At 71.4% G+C, this 17,030-nt stretch carries 15 protein-coding genes; 11 read left to right on the top strand and 4 right to left on the bottom strand.

All coding sequences use genetic code 11. The features are described 5' to 3' along the window. Window positions 1-203: 203 nt before the first annotated feature. The gene (pta, locus tag AC6JBM_RS31675) at window positions 204-2,246 is read right to left on the bottom strand and encodes a phosphate acetyltransferase (protein WP_497977686.1); all 2,043 of its coding nucleotides are present in this window, start codon (window positions 2,244-2,246) and stop codon (window positions 204-206) included. An 18-nt stretch (window positions 2,247-2,264) separates the two neighbouring features. Between pta and AC6JBM_RS31670 the strand changes: the two genes are divergently transcribed. Further along, window positions 2,265-3,368 (top strand): acetate/propionate family kinase, encoded by a 1,104-nt coding sequence (locus AC6JBM_RS31670; RefSeq protein ID WP_497977685.1) that lies wholly within the window; start codon window positions 2,265-2,267, stop codon window positions 3,366-3,368. 19 nt (window positions 3,369-3,387) lie between these two features. Then, window positions 3,388-3,804: a hypothetical protein gene (locus tag AC6JBM_RS31665; RefSeq protein ID WP_497977684.1), complete on the top strand. Its 417-nt coding sequence runs from the start codon at window positions 3,388-3,390 to the stop codon at window positions 3,802-3,804. 119 nt (window positions 3,805-3,923) lie between these two features. Here AC6JBM_RS31665 and AC6JBM_RS31660 read toward each other — a convergent pair whose 3' ends face one another. From AC6JBM_RS31660 to AC6JBM_RS31650, 3 genes are all read right to left on the bottom strand, one after another. Next, complete coding sequence (locus AC6JBM_RS31660) at window positions 3,924-4,670, bottom strand: SGNH/GDSL hydrolase family protein (protein WP_497977683.1); 747 nt, start codon at window positions 4,668-4,670, stop codon at window positions 3,924-3,926. Between the two features lie 67 nt (window positions 4,671-4,737). Continuing rightward, entirely contained in the window at window positions 4,738-5,460 is a 723-nt protein-coding gene (locus AC6JBM_RS31655) for a nucleotidyltransferase domain-containing protein (RefSeq protein ID WP_497977682.1), read from the bottom strand. Between the two features lie 48 nt (window positions 5,461-5,508). After that, a complete protein-coding gene (locus tag AC6JBM_RS31650) occupies window positions 5,509-6,873 on the bottom strand; it encodes an aminotransferase class I/II-fold pyridoxal phosphate-dependent enzyme (RefSeq protein ID WP_497977681.1) in 1,365 nt (454 codons plus the stop codon). A 178-nt stretch (window positions 6,874-7,051) separates the two neighbouring features. Between AC6JBM_RS31650 and AC6JBM_RS31645 the strand changes: the two genes are divergently transcribed. The 9 genes from AC6JBM_RS31645 (at window position 7,052) to AC6JBM_RS31605 (ending at window position 17,027) form a co-directional block, all read left to right on the top strand. Further along, a complete protein-coding gene (locus AC6JBM_RS31645; protein ID WP_497977680.1) occupies window positions 7,052-7,888 on the top strand; it encodes a nitrilase-related carbon-nitrogen hydrolase in 837 nt (278 codons plus the stop codon). Beyond that, complete coding sequence (gene hydA / locus AC6JBM_RS31640) at window positions 7,885-9,294, top strand: dihydropyrimidinase (RefSeq protein ID WP_497977679.1); 1,410 nt, start codon at window positions 7,885-7,887, stop codon at window positions 9,292-9,294. Before AC6JBM_RS31645 ends, hydA begins: the two co-directional genes overlap by 4 nt. A gap of 8 nt (window positions 9,295-9,302) precedes the next feature. Next, entirely contained in the window at window positions 9,303-10,787 is a 1,485-nt protein-coding gene (mmsA, locus tag AC6JBM_RS31635) for a CoA-acylating methylmalonate-semialdehyde dehydrogenase (protein WP_497977678.1), read from the top strand. Between the two features lie 3 nt (window positions 10,788-10,790). Beyond that, window positions 10,791-11,786, top strand: a complete 996-nt coding sequence (locus tag AC6JBM_RS31630) for a TIGR03842 family LLM class F420-dependent oxidoreductase (RefSeq protein WP_497977677.1) — start codon at window positions 10,791-10,793, stop codon at window positions 11,784-11,786. Continuing rightward, window positions 11,783-12,655 carry an ABC transporter permease gene (locus AC6JBM_RS31625; RefSeq protein WP_497977676.1) on the top strand — a complete coding sequence of 291 codons (873 nt, stop codon included), beginning with the start codon at window positions 11,783-11,785 and terminating at the stop codon, window positions 12,653-12,655. Before AC6JBM_RS31630 ends, AC6JBM_RS31625 begins: the two co-directional genes overlap by 4 nt. Window positions 12,656-12,711: 56 nt before the next feature. Then, complete coding sequence (locus AC6JBM_RS31620) at window positions 12,712-13,410, top strand: ABC transporter ATP-binding protein (protein ID WP_497977675.1); 699 nt, start codon at window positions 12,712-12,714, stop codon at window positions 13,408-13,410. Next, a complete protein-coding gene (locus AC6JBM_RS31615) occupies window positions 13,407-14,156 on the top strand; it encodes an ABC transporter permease (RefSeq protein WP_497977674.1) in 750 nt (249 codons plus the stop codon). Before AC6JBM_RS31620 ends, AC6JBM_RS31615 begins: the two co-directional genes overlap by 4 nt. 15 nt (window positions 14,157-14,171) lie before the next feature. Next, window positions 14,172-15,305, top strand: coding sequence for an ABC transporter substrate-binding protein (locus AC6JBM_RS31610; RefSeq protein ID WP_497977673.1), 1,134 nt, complete (start codon window positions 14,172-14,174; stop codon window positions 15,303-15,305). Window positions 15,306-15,419: 114 nt separating this feature from the next. Further along, window positions 15,420-17,027: a cellulose binding domain-containing protein gene (locus AC6JBM_RS31605; RefSeq protein ID WP_497977672.1), complete on the top strand. Its 1,608-nt coding sequence runs from the start codon at window positions 15,420-15,422 to the stop codon at window positions 17,025-17,027. Window positions 17,028-17,030: the final 3 nt, after the last annotated feature.

Raw genomic sequence — 17,030 nt, 5'->3', positions numbered from 1 at the left:
GTGCATAACCCCGGTGCCGAAGGAGTGCGGGCGGGAGATGAGGGGGTGCACAACCCCGGTGCCGAAGGACCGCGGGCGGAGAAGAGCGAGCGGAGAAGTGCGGGCGGACAAGCGGGCGGACAAATGGGCGGGCAAGAGTGCGCCGCCGGAGGTGTATGACCTCCGGCAGGCAGCGCGGGGCGAAAGTCGTGGGGGAGGAGTGGCTACTGGGCCGCGGGCTGGGACTGGATCGCCGTGATGGCCACCGTGTTCACGATGTCCTTCACCGTCGCGCCCCTTGACAGGTCGTTCACCGGCTTGCGCAGGCCCTGCATGACCGGGCCCACCGCCACGGCGTTCGCCGAGCGCTGGACCGCCTTGTACGTGTTGTTGCCCGTGTTCAGGTCCGGGAACACGAAGACCGTCGCCTGGCCGGCCACCGGGCTGCCGGGCAGCTTCGTCGCGGCCACCGCGGGGTCGATCGCCGCGTCGTACTGGATCGGGCCCTCCACCGGCAGGTCCGGCCGCCGCGCGCGGACGATGGCCGTGGCCTCCGCGACCTTCGTGACGTCGGCGCCCGAGCCGGAGGTGCCCGTGGAGTACGACAGCATGGCCACGCGCGGCGTGACACCGAAGCGGGCGGCGGTGCCGGCCGAGGACAGGGCGATGTCCGCGAGCTGTTCCGCGTCCGGGTCGGGGTTCACCGCGCAGTCGCCGTAGACCAGGACGCGGTCGGGCAGCAGCATGAAGAAGACGCTCGAGGCGACGCTCAGGCCCGGGACGGTCTTGATGATCTCGAAGGCGGGGCGGATCGTGGCGGCGGTGGTGTGGGTCGCGCCCGACACCATGCCGTCGGCGTGGCCGAGCTGGACCATGAGCGTGCCGAAGTACGACACGTCGGCCACCACGTCGTGGGCCAGGTCGAACGTGACGCCCTTATGGGCGCGCAGGTCGCGGTAGGTCGCGGCGAACTCCTCGCGCAGCGGGCTCGTCACCGGGTCGACCAGCGTGGCGCCGCCGAGGTCGAGGCTCAGGTCGCGCGCCTTGGTCCGGATCACCGCCGGGTCGCCGAGCAGGGTCAGGTCCGCGACCCCGCGGCGCAGCAGGATGTCCGCGGCGCGCAGGATGCGCTCCTCGGTGCCCTCGGGCAGCACGAGGCGGCGGCGGTCGGCGCGGGCGCGGTCGATGAGGTCGTACTCGAACATGAGCGGCGTCACCCGAGCCGACGCCGTCAGCTCCAGCACGTCGGCCAGCGCCGCGGTGTCCACATTGGACTCGAAGGCGCCCAGGGCCGCCTCGACCTTGCGCGGGTTGGCCGCGCTCAGGCGGTGCTCCATGCGCGTGGACGACGCGATGGTGTCGTAGCTGGCCTTCGGTACCGACAGCACCGCGAGCCCGGGGTTGAGCCGCTCGAAGAGGCCCAGGGCCGCGGGGTCGGGCGCGATGCCGAGCGTGAGCACGATCCCGGCCAGCGGCACCAGGCCCGACGCGTGCGCGGCGCCCGCGGCCACGAGCAGGTCCGCGCGGTCCCCGGGCGTGATGAGCAGGCAGTCCGGCGTCAGATGGCTCAGTACGGCGGGCACCTGCGCGGCCCCCACGACGTAGTCGAGCACGTCGCGCCCGAGCGCCGCGTCCCGGTCGCCGCCGGCGGTCACCACGCTCGCGCCGAGCTGGGCGGCGACCTCGGCCACGGTGGGCGCGCCGATCGTGGGCACGTCCGGGATCACGAAGCACGGCACCGGCAGTTTGGGCGCGGCCACGGCCTCGGGGGTGCGGTTGAGCACCACGGCGGCGACGGTCGCGTCGAGGTCGGCCAGCGCGTGGAAGGCCTGGCGGGCCATCGAGTCCAGTGTGGACTCATCGGCGCCGGTGCCGTTGACGACGGACACCACGACCGCGCCGAACTCGTTGGCCAGGCGGACGTTGAACGCGAGATCGTCGTCGATGTCGGTGCCGATGACCACGACCGCGTCGTGCTGCTGGGAGACCAGGCGGAAGTGCTCGACGACCTGCCCCACGAGCTCCTCGGCGCGTCCGGCCGCGAGCATCGCCGACGCCTCCGCATACGTCACCCCGTAGAGGCGATCGTCGCCGATGTTGTACCGCGAGCGCAGCAACTCCAGCAGAACGTCCTGCGACTCGGGGGCGACGGGCCGGAAAACGCCGATCCGCGGCACCTTGCGCGACAGCAGTTCGGCGAGTCCGAGGGCCACGGCCGACTTGCCGGAGTCGGGTCCGTGCTCGACGAGGTACACGATGCGGGCCACGGCGTTAGTCTGCCTGGCATGATCCTCGTGCTCAACAGCGGCTCGTCGTCGGTGAAGTTTCGTGTCGTGGATCTCGCCGATCCGGGCGCGGGGGAGCGGGGCCTGATCGAGCGGATCGGGGAGCCCGGCGGGGTGCCGGACCACGCGGCCGCCCTCGGCCAGGTGCTCGACGGGCTCGGCGACGCCGCGATCGAGGCGGTCGGCCACCGGATCGTGCACGGCGGCTCCCGCTTCAACGCGCCCGCGGTCGTCGACGACGACGTGCTCGAGGTGCTGCGCGCGCTCGTACCGCTGGCCCCCCTGCACAACCCCGGGGGCATCACGGGCATCGAGGCGGCCCGCGAGAAGCTGCCCGCCGTGCCGCACGTGGCCGTGTTCGACACCGCCTTCCACGCGACCATCCCGCCCGCCGCGTCCACGTACGCCATCGATCGCGACCTCGCGCAGCGGTACGACATCCGGCGTTTCGGTTTTCACGGCACCTCGTGCGGCTATGTCGCCGGGCGCGCCGCGGCCCTGCTCGAACGGCCGCTCGAGGACCTCAACCTCATCGTCCTGCACCTGGGCAACGGGGCGAGCGCCACGGCGGTGCGGGGCGGCCGCAGCGTCGACACGTCGATGGGCCTGACCCCGCTGGAGGGCCTGGTCATGGGTACCCGCTCCGGCGACCTCGACCCGGCCGTGCCCGCCTATCTCAACCGCGTCGCGGGGATGGACTTCGCCGCGGTCGACGACACCCTGCAGCGCCACGCCGGGCTCCTCGGCCTGGCCGGCGTGAACGACATGCGCACCATCCTGGAGCGCCGCGAAGCCGGTGACTCGGCCGCTTCCCTCGCCTTCGATGTGTACTGCCACCGCATCCGCAAGTACGTCGGCGCCTTCCACGCCGTGCTGGGCCGCCTCGACGCGATCGTGTTCACCGCGGGCGTGGGCGAGCACGCCCCGGCCGTGCGCGCGGCCGCCCTGCGCGGCCTGGACTCGTGGGGCATCGCCGTGGACGAGTCCCGCAACGCGGCGAGCGAGCGCATCATCAGCCCCGACGGGTCGCGGGTCGCGGTGTGCGTGGTCCCGACGGACGAGGAGCACGCGATCGCCGAGCAGACGGCCGCCCTCGTACTGTGAGATCTGGCATCACGCATCGATGCTCCTGCGCCGTATCGGTGCCCTCGCGTGCCTCCTGGTGGCGCTCGCCGCGGTTGCCGTAGCCGATCGGGCCGGTAGCCCCGCCGGCAACCGGCCCCGGCGCTACGGCGACGTGGCGTCCGGCGCGCCGGCCGGCCCGCAATGGTGGCAGCTGCCCCACCCGCCGCGCGAGGTGTGGGTCGACGTGCAGGTCCGGGCCGACGGCGACGGGGCCGCGATCACGACGACCTACGACTTCGCGCTGCGGCCGGACGACCCGCTCGTGGCGCTGGTCCGCACCGGCGAGGTCGACGGCGGCGCGCTGGCCGCTCGGCACCGCGCTGGCCGGGGCGGCGGCCGCGGCGCGCATCGCCACCACGCCGTCGCCCCGCCGACCGCGCCGCGCCCGTCGCCGTCGGTGTCAGGCGGCCGCTGAGCGGCGGCGGCCCGCCCTTCGTAGGACTCTTCGGTGCTGGAGGGATTTTCCGCAGGTTTTGCGGGGGTGCGGGTGGAGCGGAGCTCCCCCGCCGCGAGCGAAGCGAGCCAGGAGGATCGTCAGCCGATCGGGGTCCACGTGGGGTATTTCGCCGCGCGGCCGTCGCCCGAGGAGCGGCCCCGCAGGCGGCGGGTCACCCAGGGCAGGACGTGCTCGCGGTAGTACCTGGCCTCGGCCAGCAGGCCCTTCGACGGGGCCGGGCCGGGATCGATGCGGTGGGCCGTGGTCGCGTGGCCCAGCGCGGTCAGGACCAGGCTCGCGACCCGGCGGTGGCCGGCCGCGTTGAGGTGCAGGCGGTCGGCGGACCAGTACGGGGCGCGGCGGATCTCCTCGTCGCCGAAGACGTTCACGAACAGGGCGTCGTAGCGCTCCGTCAGCTCGCGGACGGCCGCGGACAGGATGGTGCCCTTGCGGTGGATCACCTTGCCGAAGGGCAGGTGCTCCGACGGGTCCGCGCCGCTGAGCAGGAGCATCCGCACGCCCGCCTCCGAGGTGCGGCGCACCGCCATCTCCGTCAGCTCCAGCAGGTGGTCCATGTCGGTGCCGCGGCGCATCATGTCGTTGCCGCCGCCGTTGAGCGACAGCATCGTCGGCGCCGGGTCGAGGCCCAGGGCGACGTCCAGCTGCTCGTCCAGGATCGGCCCCAGCAGGCGGCCACGGATGGCGAGATTGGCGTACTGCACCGTCTCCCCGGTCGCCTCGGCGATCCCGGCGGCGACCAGGTCCGCCCAGCCGCGGGGGACGCCGTCGGCCCGCTCGTCCCCCATGCCCTCGGTGAAACTGTCGCCGATCGCCACGTACCTCACCCGGCCATCATGCCCGAGCGCCGCGCGGCCAGGGGGCGGGCCCGGTTGTCGCGTCCATCACGCGCCATCACCGGCGTCTGGCGTGAGCGACCGTCCGGCGGGCGTCGCGCCAGGCGAGGAAGGCCGTCCGTATCCGGGGTGAGGAGACGGCTTCGCCTCGCCGTCGGGCGCTGAGCTGGTCGATCAGCCAGGCGGGGGCGTGCGCCTGCTGGATCGCCTGGGTCTTGGTGAGGAGCTCGCCCCGGTCGAGTGCGTGGCGGCCCCGGGCCATGGAGGTGAGACCGAGTTCGGCGATGGTGGGGTCCAGCCACAGCCATGGACGCCGAGCGGCCCAGGCCCAGTAGCCGGTCAGCTCGGCGCGGGCCGCCGCTCGTATGTCGTCCGCCGAGACTTCGGGGAAGACGTCGCGCGGCGGGCGCCCGAAGACTTCGTACCCGTGCCGCGCCAGCTCTGCTCTGGTGACCCTGGAGAGGATGCGTGCGAAGAGCTGGCCGTGCGTCCAGGTCGGGTGCTCCATCTCGATGCGGGAGATGGTGGCGGCGTCGACGTACACGCAGCCGAGCTTGAATCCCGCGCCGCTTCCGCTGTCGAGGCGACGATGGATGGCCGCCAGTGCCGCCTGCCGGCCGGTGTCGACAGGCCCGTCGGCGAGCGCGACCAAGTCAAGGTCGCTGATGCGGGGGGTGTAGTCGCCGGTCGCCAGCGACCCGGCCACCATCAAGTCGCTGACCCATCCGAGCTCTTGCAGTTCGTTGCCGAGGTCTGCAACGGCAGCGGGTGATGTCGCCATGCTGGCGAGTCTAGAGACCGCTTGCGGCGCCAGACATGGATGGCGATTTCACCGCCAGCCGCGGGGATGGCTGGCCGCGCGCGGGCCGCTGCCGCGCACCTCGCCGCCGGCCGCCTCGGCGAAGATGCCGGCGAGGGCCTCGAAGTCGTCGCGGACCAGCCCGGCGGTGATCCGCACGTGGTCGCTGTCCTGGTGGCTCACCTCGAACGGGGCCCCGGGCGCCACCGCGATCCCGTGGGCGGCGAGGGTGAGCAGCGCGACCTGCTGGTTCGCGACCGCCATCCAGATGTTGATGCCGTCGGCGCCGGTGGCCGTGACCCCGCGCGCGTCGAGGGCGTCGAGCAGGGCGGTGCGGCGGCGGGCGTACTCGTCGCGGGCCTCGGCCACCTGCTGTACCGTCGCCGGATTGGTGAGCAGGTCGAGCAGCACGGCCTGCAGCAGCCGCGACGACCAGCCGGGGCCGAGCAGCCGGCGATCCGTGACCGCGGTGACGACCGACGCCGGTCCGCCGATCGCGGCCAGGCGCAGGTCCGGGCCGTGGCTCTTGGAGAAGCTGACCACGTGCACGGTCCGGTCCGGCAGCCGCCGGCCCAGGCTCACCGGCGGGGCGGTCGCGATCGCCCCGGCGTGGTCGTCCTCGATCACGGTGACGCCGGGGTGGCGGGCCAGGATGCGGGCGAGCTTGTCGGCGCGGGCCGGGGTCATGCTGGCGCCGGTCGGGTTGTGGGCGCGCGGCTGCAGGAACAGCGCGACGGGCTCGTAGCCGGCCAGGGCCGCGGTGAGCGCGTCGGGGCGCAGGCCGTGCTCGTCGATGCCGACCCCGACGACCGTCGCGCCGACGGTCTCCAGCAGGTCCAGCGTCGGCGGGAACGCCGGGTCCTCGACGAGCACGTGGTCGCCGAAGCGGACCACCACGCCGGTGATGCGGTCCAGGGCGTCCATCGCGCCGTCGACCACGGTGAGCCGCTCGGGCGGGAACGGCCAGCGCTCGCGCAGCACCTCCTCCAGGCCCGGCAGCACGGCGCCGTCGAGGTAGGAGGTGGTCAGCCGGGCGTCGCCGATGCGCTTGAGCGCCTCGGTGAGGCTCGGCAGCAGGTCGTAGTCCGGGATGCCGGTCGAGTAGTCGCGCAGCAGGCCGCCGCGCAGCTCGCTCACGCGGGCGCCGAGCTGGGCGTACCGCAGCCGCTGCCGCGGCACCGACGGGCCGGCCACGAACGTGCCCGAGCGGCCCCGGGTCTGGATGGCGCCCGCGCGGGCCAGGCTGCGCCACGCCTCGCTGACCGTGGTCGGGCTGATCCCGAGCTCCCGGGCGACGTCGCGCACGGTCGGCAGGCGGGTGCCGGCGGGCAGCGCCCCGGCGGTCACGAGACGGCTGACGGCAGCGGCGATTCCCCGGGCACTGCGGTCGTCCACCGCCCCCGTGATGAGCGCTAGCAAATTACATCTCCGAAACATTCTGTAACGCTTGGACCATTGTCCGCCTAGATTTGTGTCGTTAGTGTCCTACGGCATCCGACCCGGGATCAAGGGCGGTCTGCCGCCGGGCAATCCCCGCTACCGGCCACTGTGGACCGACCAGAGAGGGGCAGCCATGACCGTGATTCGCGCCGCCATCGTGCAGACGAACTGGACCGGCGACAAGGAATCGATGATCAAGGCGCACGAGGACTACGCACGACAGGCCGCGGCCCAGGGCGCCAAGGTCATCTGTTTCCAGGAGCTGTTCTACGGCCCCTACTTCTGCCAGGTGCAGGACTCCGCCTACTACGAGTACGCCGAGTCGATCCCCGGCCCGACCACCGAGCGCTTCCAGGCCCTCGCCGCGGAGCTGGGCATGGTCATGATCCTGCCGATGTACGAGCAGGAGCAGCCCGGCGTCCTCTACAACACCGCCGCCGTCGTGGACGCGGACGGCAAGTACCTCGGCAAGTACCGCAAAAACCACATCCCGCAGGTGAAGGGCTTCTGGGAGAAGTTCTACTTCCGCCCCGGCAACCTCGGCTACCCCGTCTTCGACACCGCCGTGGGCAAGGTCGGCGTCTACATCTGCTACGACCGGCACTTCCCCGAGGGCTGGCGCGCGCTCGGCCTGGGCGGCGCCCAGATCGTGTTCAACCCCTCGGCGACCAGCCGCGGGCTCTCGGCCTATCTGTGGCAGCTCGAGCAGCCGGCCAGCGCGGTGGCGAACGAGTACTTCATCGGCGCGATCAACCGCACCGGCATCGAGGACCTCGGCGAGAACGACTTCTACGGCACCAGTTACTTCGTCGACCCCGAGGGCAAGTTCGTCGGCGAGGTCGGCGACGCGCACAACCCGGAGCTCATCGTCCGTGATCTGGACATGGACCTGCTCGCCGCGGTCCGCGACCGCTGGCAGTTCTACCGCGACCGCCGTCCCGACGCCTACGGGGAGCTGGTACAGCCGTGACGAGCTTGTTGATCAAAGGCGGGACCGTGGTCGGGCCGCAGGGGCCGATCGCCGCCGACGTGCTCGTGGTGGGAGAGAAGGTCTCGGCGATCTTCATGCCCGGCGACGGGCCCGTCGAGGGTGACTTCGAGGTGCTCGACGCGACCGGGAAGTACGTCATCCCCGGCGCCGTCGACGCCCACACGCACATGGAGATGCCGTTCGGCGGCACCAAGGCCAGCGACACCTTCGACACCGGCACCCGGGCCGCGGCCTTCGGCGGCACCACGACGATCATCGACTTCGCCATCCAGCGCTACGGCGAGGTGGTCCAGGACGGGCTCGCCGCGTGGCACGCGAAGACCCAGGGCGAGTGCCACATCGACTACGCCTTCCACATGATCATCGGCGGCGTCGACGACGACTCGCTCAAGGCCATGGACCAGCTGGTCGCCACCGAGGGCATCACGAGCTTCAAGCTGTTCATGGCGTACCCCGGCGTCTTCTACAGCGACGACGGGCAGATCCTGCGCGCGATGCAGAAGGCCCGGGACAACGGCGCCATGATCATGATGCACGCGGAGAACGGCCCGGCCATCGACGTGCTCGTCAAGCAGGCGCTCGAGCGCGGCGAGACGGACCCGCTCTACCACGGCATCACCCGCCCGGAGGCGCTCGAGGCCGAGGCGACCAGCCGTGCGATCTGGCTGGCCTCGGTGGCCGCCGACTGCCCGCTCTACATCGTGCACCTCTCGGCCAGCAAGGCCCTCGAGCAGGTCGCCGCCGCCCGGGACCTCGGCCGCAACGTGTTCGCCGAGACGTGCCCGCAGTACCTGTACCTGACCCTGGAGGACCAGCTCGGCGCCGACGGCTTCGAGGGCGCGAAGTGGGTCTGCTCCACGCCGCTGCGCAGCAAGCACGAGAGCCACCGGGCCGACCTGTGGAAGGGCCTGCGCTCCAACGACCTGTCCGTGGTCTCCACCGACCACTGCCCCTTCTGCTTCAAGGACCAGAAGGAGATGGGCATCGGCGACTTCTCGAAGATCCCCAACGGCATCGGCAGCGTCGAGCACCGCGTCGACCTGCTGTACCAGGGCGTCGTCGACGGCAAGCTGTCGCTGGCCCGCTGGGTCGAGACCATCGCCACCACCCCGGCGCGGATGTTCGGCCTCTTCCCGCAGAAGGGCATCATCGCGCCCGGCTCCGACGCCGACATCGTGCTCTACGACCCCGCGGCCCGCACCCGCATCGGCGTCGAGACGCACCACATGAACATGGACTACTCGGCCTGGGAGGGCTTCGAGGTCGCCGGCAAGGTCGACACCGTCATCTCCCGCGGCACCGTGATCGTGTCCGGCGACACCTATCACGGCACCAAGGGCCACGGACGGTTCGTCCGCCGCGGACTGTCCGACTATCTGCTGTAGGAGCATCGATGCGAGAGATCAGGCACTGGCTCGACGGGCAGGCCGTACCCGGCACCAGCGGCCGGCAGCTGCCGGTCTGGGACCCGGCCACCGGCGAGCAGCAGGCGTACGTCGTGGCCGCCACCGCCGCGGAGACCGACGCCGCCGTGGCGAGCGCCCTCGCCGCCTTCCCGGACTGGCGGGCCGCGTCGCTGTCCCGCCGCGCCGAGGTCATGTTCCGCTTCCGCGAGCTCGTCGACGCCAACCGCAAGGAGATCGCCGCGCTCATCTGCGCCGAGCACGGCAAGACCGTCGCCGACGCGGGCGGCGAGGTGGCCCGCGGCCTGGAGAACATCGAGTTCGCCGCGGGCGCCCCGCACCTGCTCAAGGGCGGCTACAGCGAGCAGGCCAGCTCGGGTGTGGACGTGTACTCCATCCGCCAGCCGCTGGGCGTCGTCGCCGGCATCACGCCGTTCAACTTCCCGGCGATGGTGCCGATGTGGATGTTCTGCAACGCGCTCGTGTGCGGCAACACGTTCGTGCTCAAGCCCAGTGAGAAGGACCCGTCCGCCTCGCTGCTGCTGGCCGACCTGCTGCGCCAGGCCGGCCTGCCCGACGGCTGCTTCAACGTCGTGCAGGGCGACCGGGAGGCCGTCGAGCGGCTCATCGAGCACCCGGACGTGCGGGCGCTGAGCTTCGTCGGCTCGACTCCGATCGCCAAGGCGGTCTACGAGGCCGGCACCCGGGCCGGCAAGCGCGTCCAGGCGCTCGGCGGGGCCAAGAACCACATGGTGGTCCTGCCTGACGCCGACGTGAACGCGGCCGCCGACGCCGCCGTCTCGGCCGGCTACGGCTCGGCGGGGGAGCGCTGCATGGCCGTCTCCGTCGTGGTCGCGGTCGGCGCCGTCGCCGACCCGCTCGTCGCCGCGATCAGCGAGCGGATCGGCCGCATCGCGGTCGGCCCGGCCACCGACCCGGCCGCGGAGATGGGCCCGCTCATCACCCGCGAGCACCGCGACCGCGTCGCCGGCTACCTCGCCGAGCCGGGCTCGGCCGAGGTCGTCGTCGACGGGCGCGAGGCCGCGGTCAGCTCCGGCCCCGGGTTCTTCCTCGGCGCGTCGCTGGTCGACAAGGTGGACCCGGACTCGGCGCTCTACCGCGACGAGATCTTCGGCCCGGTGCTCTCGGTCGTGCGCGCGGACTCCTACGACCAGGCGTTGCACCTTGTGAACGACAACGAGTACGGCAACGGCACCGCGATCTTCACCCGCGACGGCGGCGCCGCGCGGCAGTTCCAGTACGACGTGGTCTGCGGCATGGTCGGCGTGAACGTCCCGGTGCCGGTCCCGGTCGCCTACTACAGCTTCGGCGGCTGGAAGTCCTCGCTCTTCGGCGACCTGCACATGTACGGCCCCGAAGGCATCCAGTTCTACACGCGCAGCAAGGTCGTCACCTCGCGCTGGCCGGACCCGGCCACGTCCGAGATCGACCTCGGCTTCCCAAAGGTGCGGTGACATATGGACGTAGGGGTGGTGCTGCAGTGCGACCCGCCCGCCATGGGCGTGGTCGAGCTGGCCAAGAAGGCCGAGGCGGCCGGCTTCAGCCACGTGTGGACGTTCGACTCCCACGTGCTGTGGCAGGAGCCGTTCGTCATCTACAGCAAGATCCTCGCCGACACCGAGCGGGTCGTGGTCGGCCCGATGGTGACCAACCCGGGGACCCGGGACTGGACGGTCACCGCGTCGCTGTTCGCCACCCTCAACGAGATGTACGGCAACCGCACGGTCTGCGGCATCGGCCGCGGCGACTCGGCGGTGCGCGTGCTCGGCTCCCGCCCGACCACCCTCGCCGAGCTGCGCGAGTGCGTGCAGGTCATCCGCGAGCTCGGCAACGGCCGATCGGTGCGCCTGCGCGACCGGGATCTGCACTTCGAGTGGGCGCCGGAGAGCCGGCTCGAGGTCTGGGTCGCGGCCTACGGGCCGAAGGCGCTCGCGCTCACGGGCGAGGTCGGCGATGGGTACATCCTGCAGCTGGCCGACCCCGACATCGCGGCCTGGATGATCAAGGCGGTCCGCGCGGCGGCGGAGAAGGCCGGCCGGGACCCGGCGGCCATCAAGTTCTGCGTCGCCGCCCCGGCCTACGTCGGCGACGACCTCGCGCACCAGCGGGAGCAGACGCGGTGGTTCGGCGGCATGGTCGGCAACCACGTCGCCGACATCGTCGAGCGCTACGGCGCCGACGGGGCCGTGCCGACCGTGCTCACCGACTACATCAAGGGCCGCCAGGGCTACGACTACGCCGAGCACGGCCGCGCCGGCAACCCGCACACCGACTTCGTCCCCGACGAGGTCGTCGACCGGTTCTGCATCCTGGGCCCGGTCGAGCGCCACCTCGAGCGCCTCGCCGAGCTCAGGGCGCTCGGCGTGGACCAGTTCGCCCTGTACCTGCAGCACGACGCGAAGGAGTCCACGCTCGCCGCCTACGGCGAGCATGTCATCCCGGCCGTCGGATGAGACGAGTCCTGGGTGCCCTGAGCGCAACCACCGCCGGGGTCGCCGCCTTCGTCCTGCTGTGGGAGGGCTACAAGGCGGTCGGCAACGACGAGGGCACCAAGGTCTTCGGGGTGCGCATCCTCCCGCGCGCCGACGACCTTTCCATGCCCCACCTGTACACCGTCGTGCAGCGCCTGGGCCGTCCCGAGCTCACCGGCGGGCGGCCCATCTGGCGGGTGGTCCTCGACGCGTGCCTGTTCACCCTCGGCGTCACGGCGGTCGGCTTCGCCGCCGGGGTCGTGATCGGCTTCGTGCTCGCCGCGCTCATGCAGCGCTTCCGGGTCGTGGAGCGGGGCCTGCTGCCCTACGTGATCCTGTCGCAGACCGTGCCACTGGTGGCGCTGGCGCCGCTGGTGGCCGGCTGGAGCGGGGCGCTGTCGTTCGGCCCCTACCCGTGGCAGGACTGGATGACCGTGTCCACGATCGCCGCGTACCTCGCGTTCTTCCCCGTGGCCGTCGGGCTGCTGCGCGGCCTGCAGTCGCCCTCGGCGAGCGGCGTCGAGCTGATGCGCAGCTACGCCGCCGGCTGGTGGCGCACGTTCGTGAAGCTCCGGCTGCCCAGCGCGCTGCCGTTCCTGTTCCCGGCGCTGCGCCTGGCCGGGGCGGCGGCGGTCGTCGGCGCGGTCGTCGGCGAGATCTCCACCGGCACGCGGGGCGGGATCGGCCGGCTCGTCATCGAGTACTCCCGGGAGGCCACCTCCGACCCCGCCAAGGTCTACACCGCGATGCTGGGCGCGGCCCTGCTCGGCCTGTGCGTCGCCGCGTTCGTCAGCCTGCTCGAGCTCCCCCTCATGCGTCATCGTCGTCGGGTAGAGGTGAACGTCATATGACCGCGGTATCGATCGCGGGTGTCACCAAGGTTTTCAATCAAGGGCGTCCCGACGAAGTGACCGCCCTCTCCGACGTGGACCTCACCGTCGACAGTGGACAGTTCGTCTCCCTCATCGGCCCCTCCGGGTGCGGCAAGTCCACGCTGCTGCGGCTCATCGCCGACCTCATCGAGCCGAGCGCGGGGACCGTCAGCGTGGCCGGGAAACCCGCGGGGCAGGCCCGCCGCGAGCAGGAGTACGGCATCGCGTTCCAGCAGGCCGGGCTCTTCGAGTGGCGGACCGTGCGGCGCAACGTCGAGCTGCCGCTGGAGCTGCGCCGGATCCCGCGCCAGCAGCGGCGCACCCGCGCGGAGGAGATGCTCGCGCTGGTCGGGCTCGCGGACTTCGGCGGCCACTACCCGGCCCAGCTCTCCGGCGGCATGCAGCAGCGGGTCGCGATCGCGCGGGCGTTGGCCGTACACCCGCCGCTGCTGCTGATGGATGAGCCCTTCGGGGCCCTGGACGAGATGACCCGCGAGCGCCTGCAGGGCGAGCTGCTGCGGATCTGCGCGGCGACCGGCACGTCGACCGTGTTCGTCACGCACTCGATCTCCGAGGCGGTGTTCCTCTCCGACAAGGTCGTCGTGATGTCGGCCCGCCCCGGCCGTATCACCGCGACCATCGACATCGCGTTCGCCGAGCGCGACGAGGCGGCCCGCCAGTCCACCGAGTACTTCGACTACGTGACCGCCGTGCGCAAGGCCCTGCGGTCATGAAGCGGGTGCTGCCCCCGGTGCTCGTGGGCATCCTCGGGCTTCTCGGCTGGGAGCTCGTCGTGCGGGCCGGCCGCATCGCGCCCTTCATCCTGCCGGCCCCGTCGGCGATCTGGGCCGAGCTCGTCGAGCAGCGCTCCAACGTGCTCGACGCGGCCCTGGCCAGCGGGGCCAACGCGCTCGCCGGCCTCGTCGGCGGCACGGTCGTGGCGGTCCTCGCGGCGCTCGCGACCAGCCGGCTGCGGCTGCTCAGCGAGGTCTCGGTGCCGTTCGCGGCGGTGCTCAACGCGCTGCCGATCATCGCGCTCGCGCCGATCCTCAACAACATGTTCGAGTCCACCAGCAGCGTGCCGCGCCGGCTGGTCGCCGGGATCATCGTGTTCTTCCCGGTCTTCATCAACACGCTGCGGGGCCTGCGCGAGGTCGACCCGACCCACCGCGAGCTCATGGACAGCTACGCCGCGGGCGGCTGGACCTTCGCCCGCCTGGTGCGCCTGCCGGGCGCGCTGCCGCACCTGTTCACCGGGCTGCGGCAGGCCTCGTCGCTGGCCGTCATCGCCGCGGTCGTCGCCGAGTACTTCGGCGGCCTGCAGGACGGCCTCGGGGCGCGGATCACCTCGGCCGCCGCGTTCACCGCCTACCCCCGGGCGTGGGCGTTCGTCTTCGGCGCCTGTGTGCTCGGGCTCGCCTTCTACCTCACCACGCTGCTCGTCGAGCGGCTCGCGATGCCCTGGAAGTCCCGTTTCTGACGGAGGTTCCCCCCAATGAAGAGAATGCCGATCATCGGCGCCGTGGTCGCGGCCGGGCTTGCCCTGTCCGCCTGCGGCACGGCCGACTCCACCTCCCCCACCACCACGACCAGCGGCGGCATGACCACCGTGAAGCTGCAGCTGCAGTGGTTCTACCAGGCCCAGTTCGCCGGCTACATCGCCGCCGTGGACAAGGGCTTCTACAAGGAACAGGGCCTCGACGTGCAGCTGCTGGAGGGCGGCGTCGACATCGTGCCGCAGACCGTCCTCGCGCAGGGCAAGGCCGACTACGCCGTGGCCTGGGTGCCCAAGGCCCTCGCCTCGCGCGAGCAGGGCGCCGGCATCACCGACGTCGGGCAGATCTTCGCCCGCTCCGGCACCTACCAGGTCGCGTTCGCCAGCTCGAACATCAAGGGCCCGGCCGACTTCAAGGGCAAGAAGGTCGGCAACTGGGGCTTCGGCAACGAGTTCGAGCTCTTCGCCGGCATGACCAAGGCCGGCCTCGACCCGGGCAAGGACGTCACCCTGGTGCAGCAGCAGTTCGACATGCAGGCGCTGCTGAAGAAGGAGATCGACGTCGCCCAGGCGATGTCCTACAACGAGTACGCGCAGCTGCTCGAGGCCACCAACCCGGCCACCGGCCAGCTCTACAAGCCCGAGGACTTCCAGATCATCGACTGGAAGACCGTCGGCTCCTCGATGCTGCAGGACGCCGTGTGGGCCAACACCGAGAAGCTCAAGGACAAGGCGTACCAGGACCAGACCGTGAAGTTCCTGACCGCCACGATCAAGGGCTGGGCCTTCTGCCGCGACAACGCGGAGGAGTGCCGCGACCTCGTGGTGGCCAAGGGCTCCAAGCTCGGCAAGACCCACCAGCTGTGGCAGATGAACGAGGTCAACAAGCTCATCTGGCCCTCGCCGAAGGGCGTCGGCCTGGTCGACGAGGCCGACTGGTCGCGCACCGTCGACATCTCCATGACCACGAAGAACCAGACCGGCGACACGGTGCTCAAGAAGAAGCCCGAGGGCCTGGCGTACACCAACGACTACATGCAGAAGGCGCTCGACGCCGCGAAGGCCGCCGGCGTGGACACCACGGGCTCGTCGTTCGCCCCCAAGACGGTCACCCTGACGGCCGGCGGCGCGTAACTTTCAGCGCTTTGTATATGTCGCGCGTTCATCGGCGCACCGCACGTTGACGGCGCTCGCTGGGCGTGGGCCTACTGAAGCGGTTCAGTAGGCCCACGCTGCCCAGGAGTGTCCATGAAAGCCCCCGCCCGGCTCGCGCTCGCGGCCGTCTTCGCCGTTCTCATAGCCGTCGTCGCGGTGCCGCTCGTGCGGGCCTCCGCGGCCACCGCCGGCTTCGTCAGCCGCTGCGGCATCCACTTCTGCCTCGGCGGCCACACCTACTACTTCGCCGGCGCCAACGTCTACGACACCTTCACGTACGGCGGCAGCTACGGCGACACCGAGACGCAGTGGATGGACAAGGCCCGCATCGACAACCACATGGCCGAGATGGCCGCCGACGGCGTCACGGTCCTGCGCACGTGGATGTTCGACCACGAGGCCTGGCACGGCTTCGAGCCCAGCAAGGGCGTCTACAGCGAGCAGCAGTTCGCCGAGTTCGACTACATCCTCTACTCGGCCGCGCAGCACAACATCCGCGTGATCCCCGTCTTCGAGAACTACTGGGAGGCGTACGGCGGCATCGACACCCGCCTGTCCTGGGAGGGGCTGGCGACGGGGCAGGCCAACCGGTGGCGCTTCTTCAACCAGGCCGCGTGCCCGGGCTGCTTCACGCAGTACCAGAACTACGTGTCGTACGCGCTCAACCGCACCAACCACTACACCGGCGTCAAGTACAAGGACGACCCGGCCGTGTTCGCGTGGGAGCTCATGAACGAGCCGCGCTACGAGGGCCAGGGCGCCGCGGAGAACGTCAACGGGACCACGCTGCGCAAGTGGGTCGACACCATGGCCGCCTACATCAAGGGCATCGACGGCAACCACATGGTCGACGCCGGGCTGGAGGGCCACGGCACCAAGTACGGCTTCGGCGGCGACGAGGGCAACCCGTTCGTCGCCATCCAGCAGTCGCCGTACATCGACTTCACCTCGGCGCACCCGTATCCGAACGAGGGCTGGGCCAACCTGACCCTGGCCCAGACGAACACGCTCATCAACGCCTGGATCGCCGACTCCCACACCGTGGTCGGCAAGCCCTTCTTCCTGGGCGAGTTCAACACGCAGGGCGTGGACCGCAGCACCTGGTGGACCTCGATCTACAACAACCTGCAGGCCCAGGACGGGGACGGCAGCGCCTTCTGGTGGTACCCCGACGGGCAGGCCGGCGGCGACAACTACAGCGTCAAGAAGGGCGCGCCGGAGCTGTCGGTGTTCAAGGCGCACTCCGCGTTCATGGTGGCCAAGAGCGGCGGCAACCCCCCGACCTCCACGAGCGCCTCGCCGTCCAGGTCCTCGTCGCCGTCGCCGTCGCCGTCGGCATCGGCCTCCGCGTCCCGTTCGCCCTCCGCGTCGCCCTCGGCCGCCGGCGGGTGCAAGGTCGGCTACACGCTCAACGACTGGGGCGGCGGCTTCACGGCCAACGTGACGGTCACCAACGCGGGGACGGCCCCGGTCACCGGCTGGACCCTGAAGTGGACCTTCGGCGGCAACCAGACGATCGGCAACGCCTGGAACGCCACGGTGACGCAGTCGGGTCAGGCGGTGACCGCGGCCGCGATGTCCTACAACTCGACGATCCCGGCCGGCGGCAACGCGCAGTTCGGTTTCCAGGGCACCTACAGCGGCACGAACGCGGTCCCGGCGCAGTTCACCCTCAACGGGGCGGCCTGCGCCAGGGTCTAGCAC

This window comes from Dactylosporangium thailandense (genome assembly GCF_059739745.1).
The sequence above is the reverse complement of the archived record's forward strand: the minus strand, read 5'-3'. Positions and strand labels throughout refer to the sequence as shown.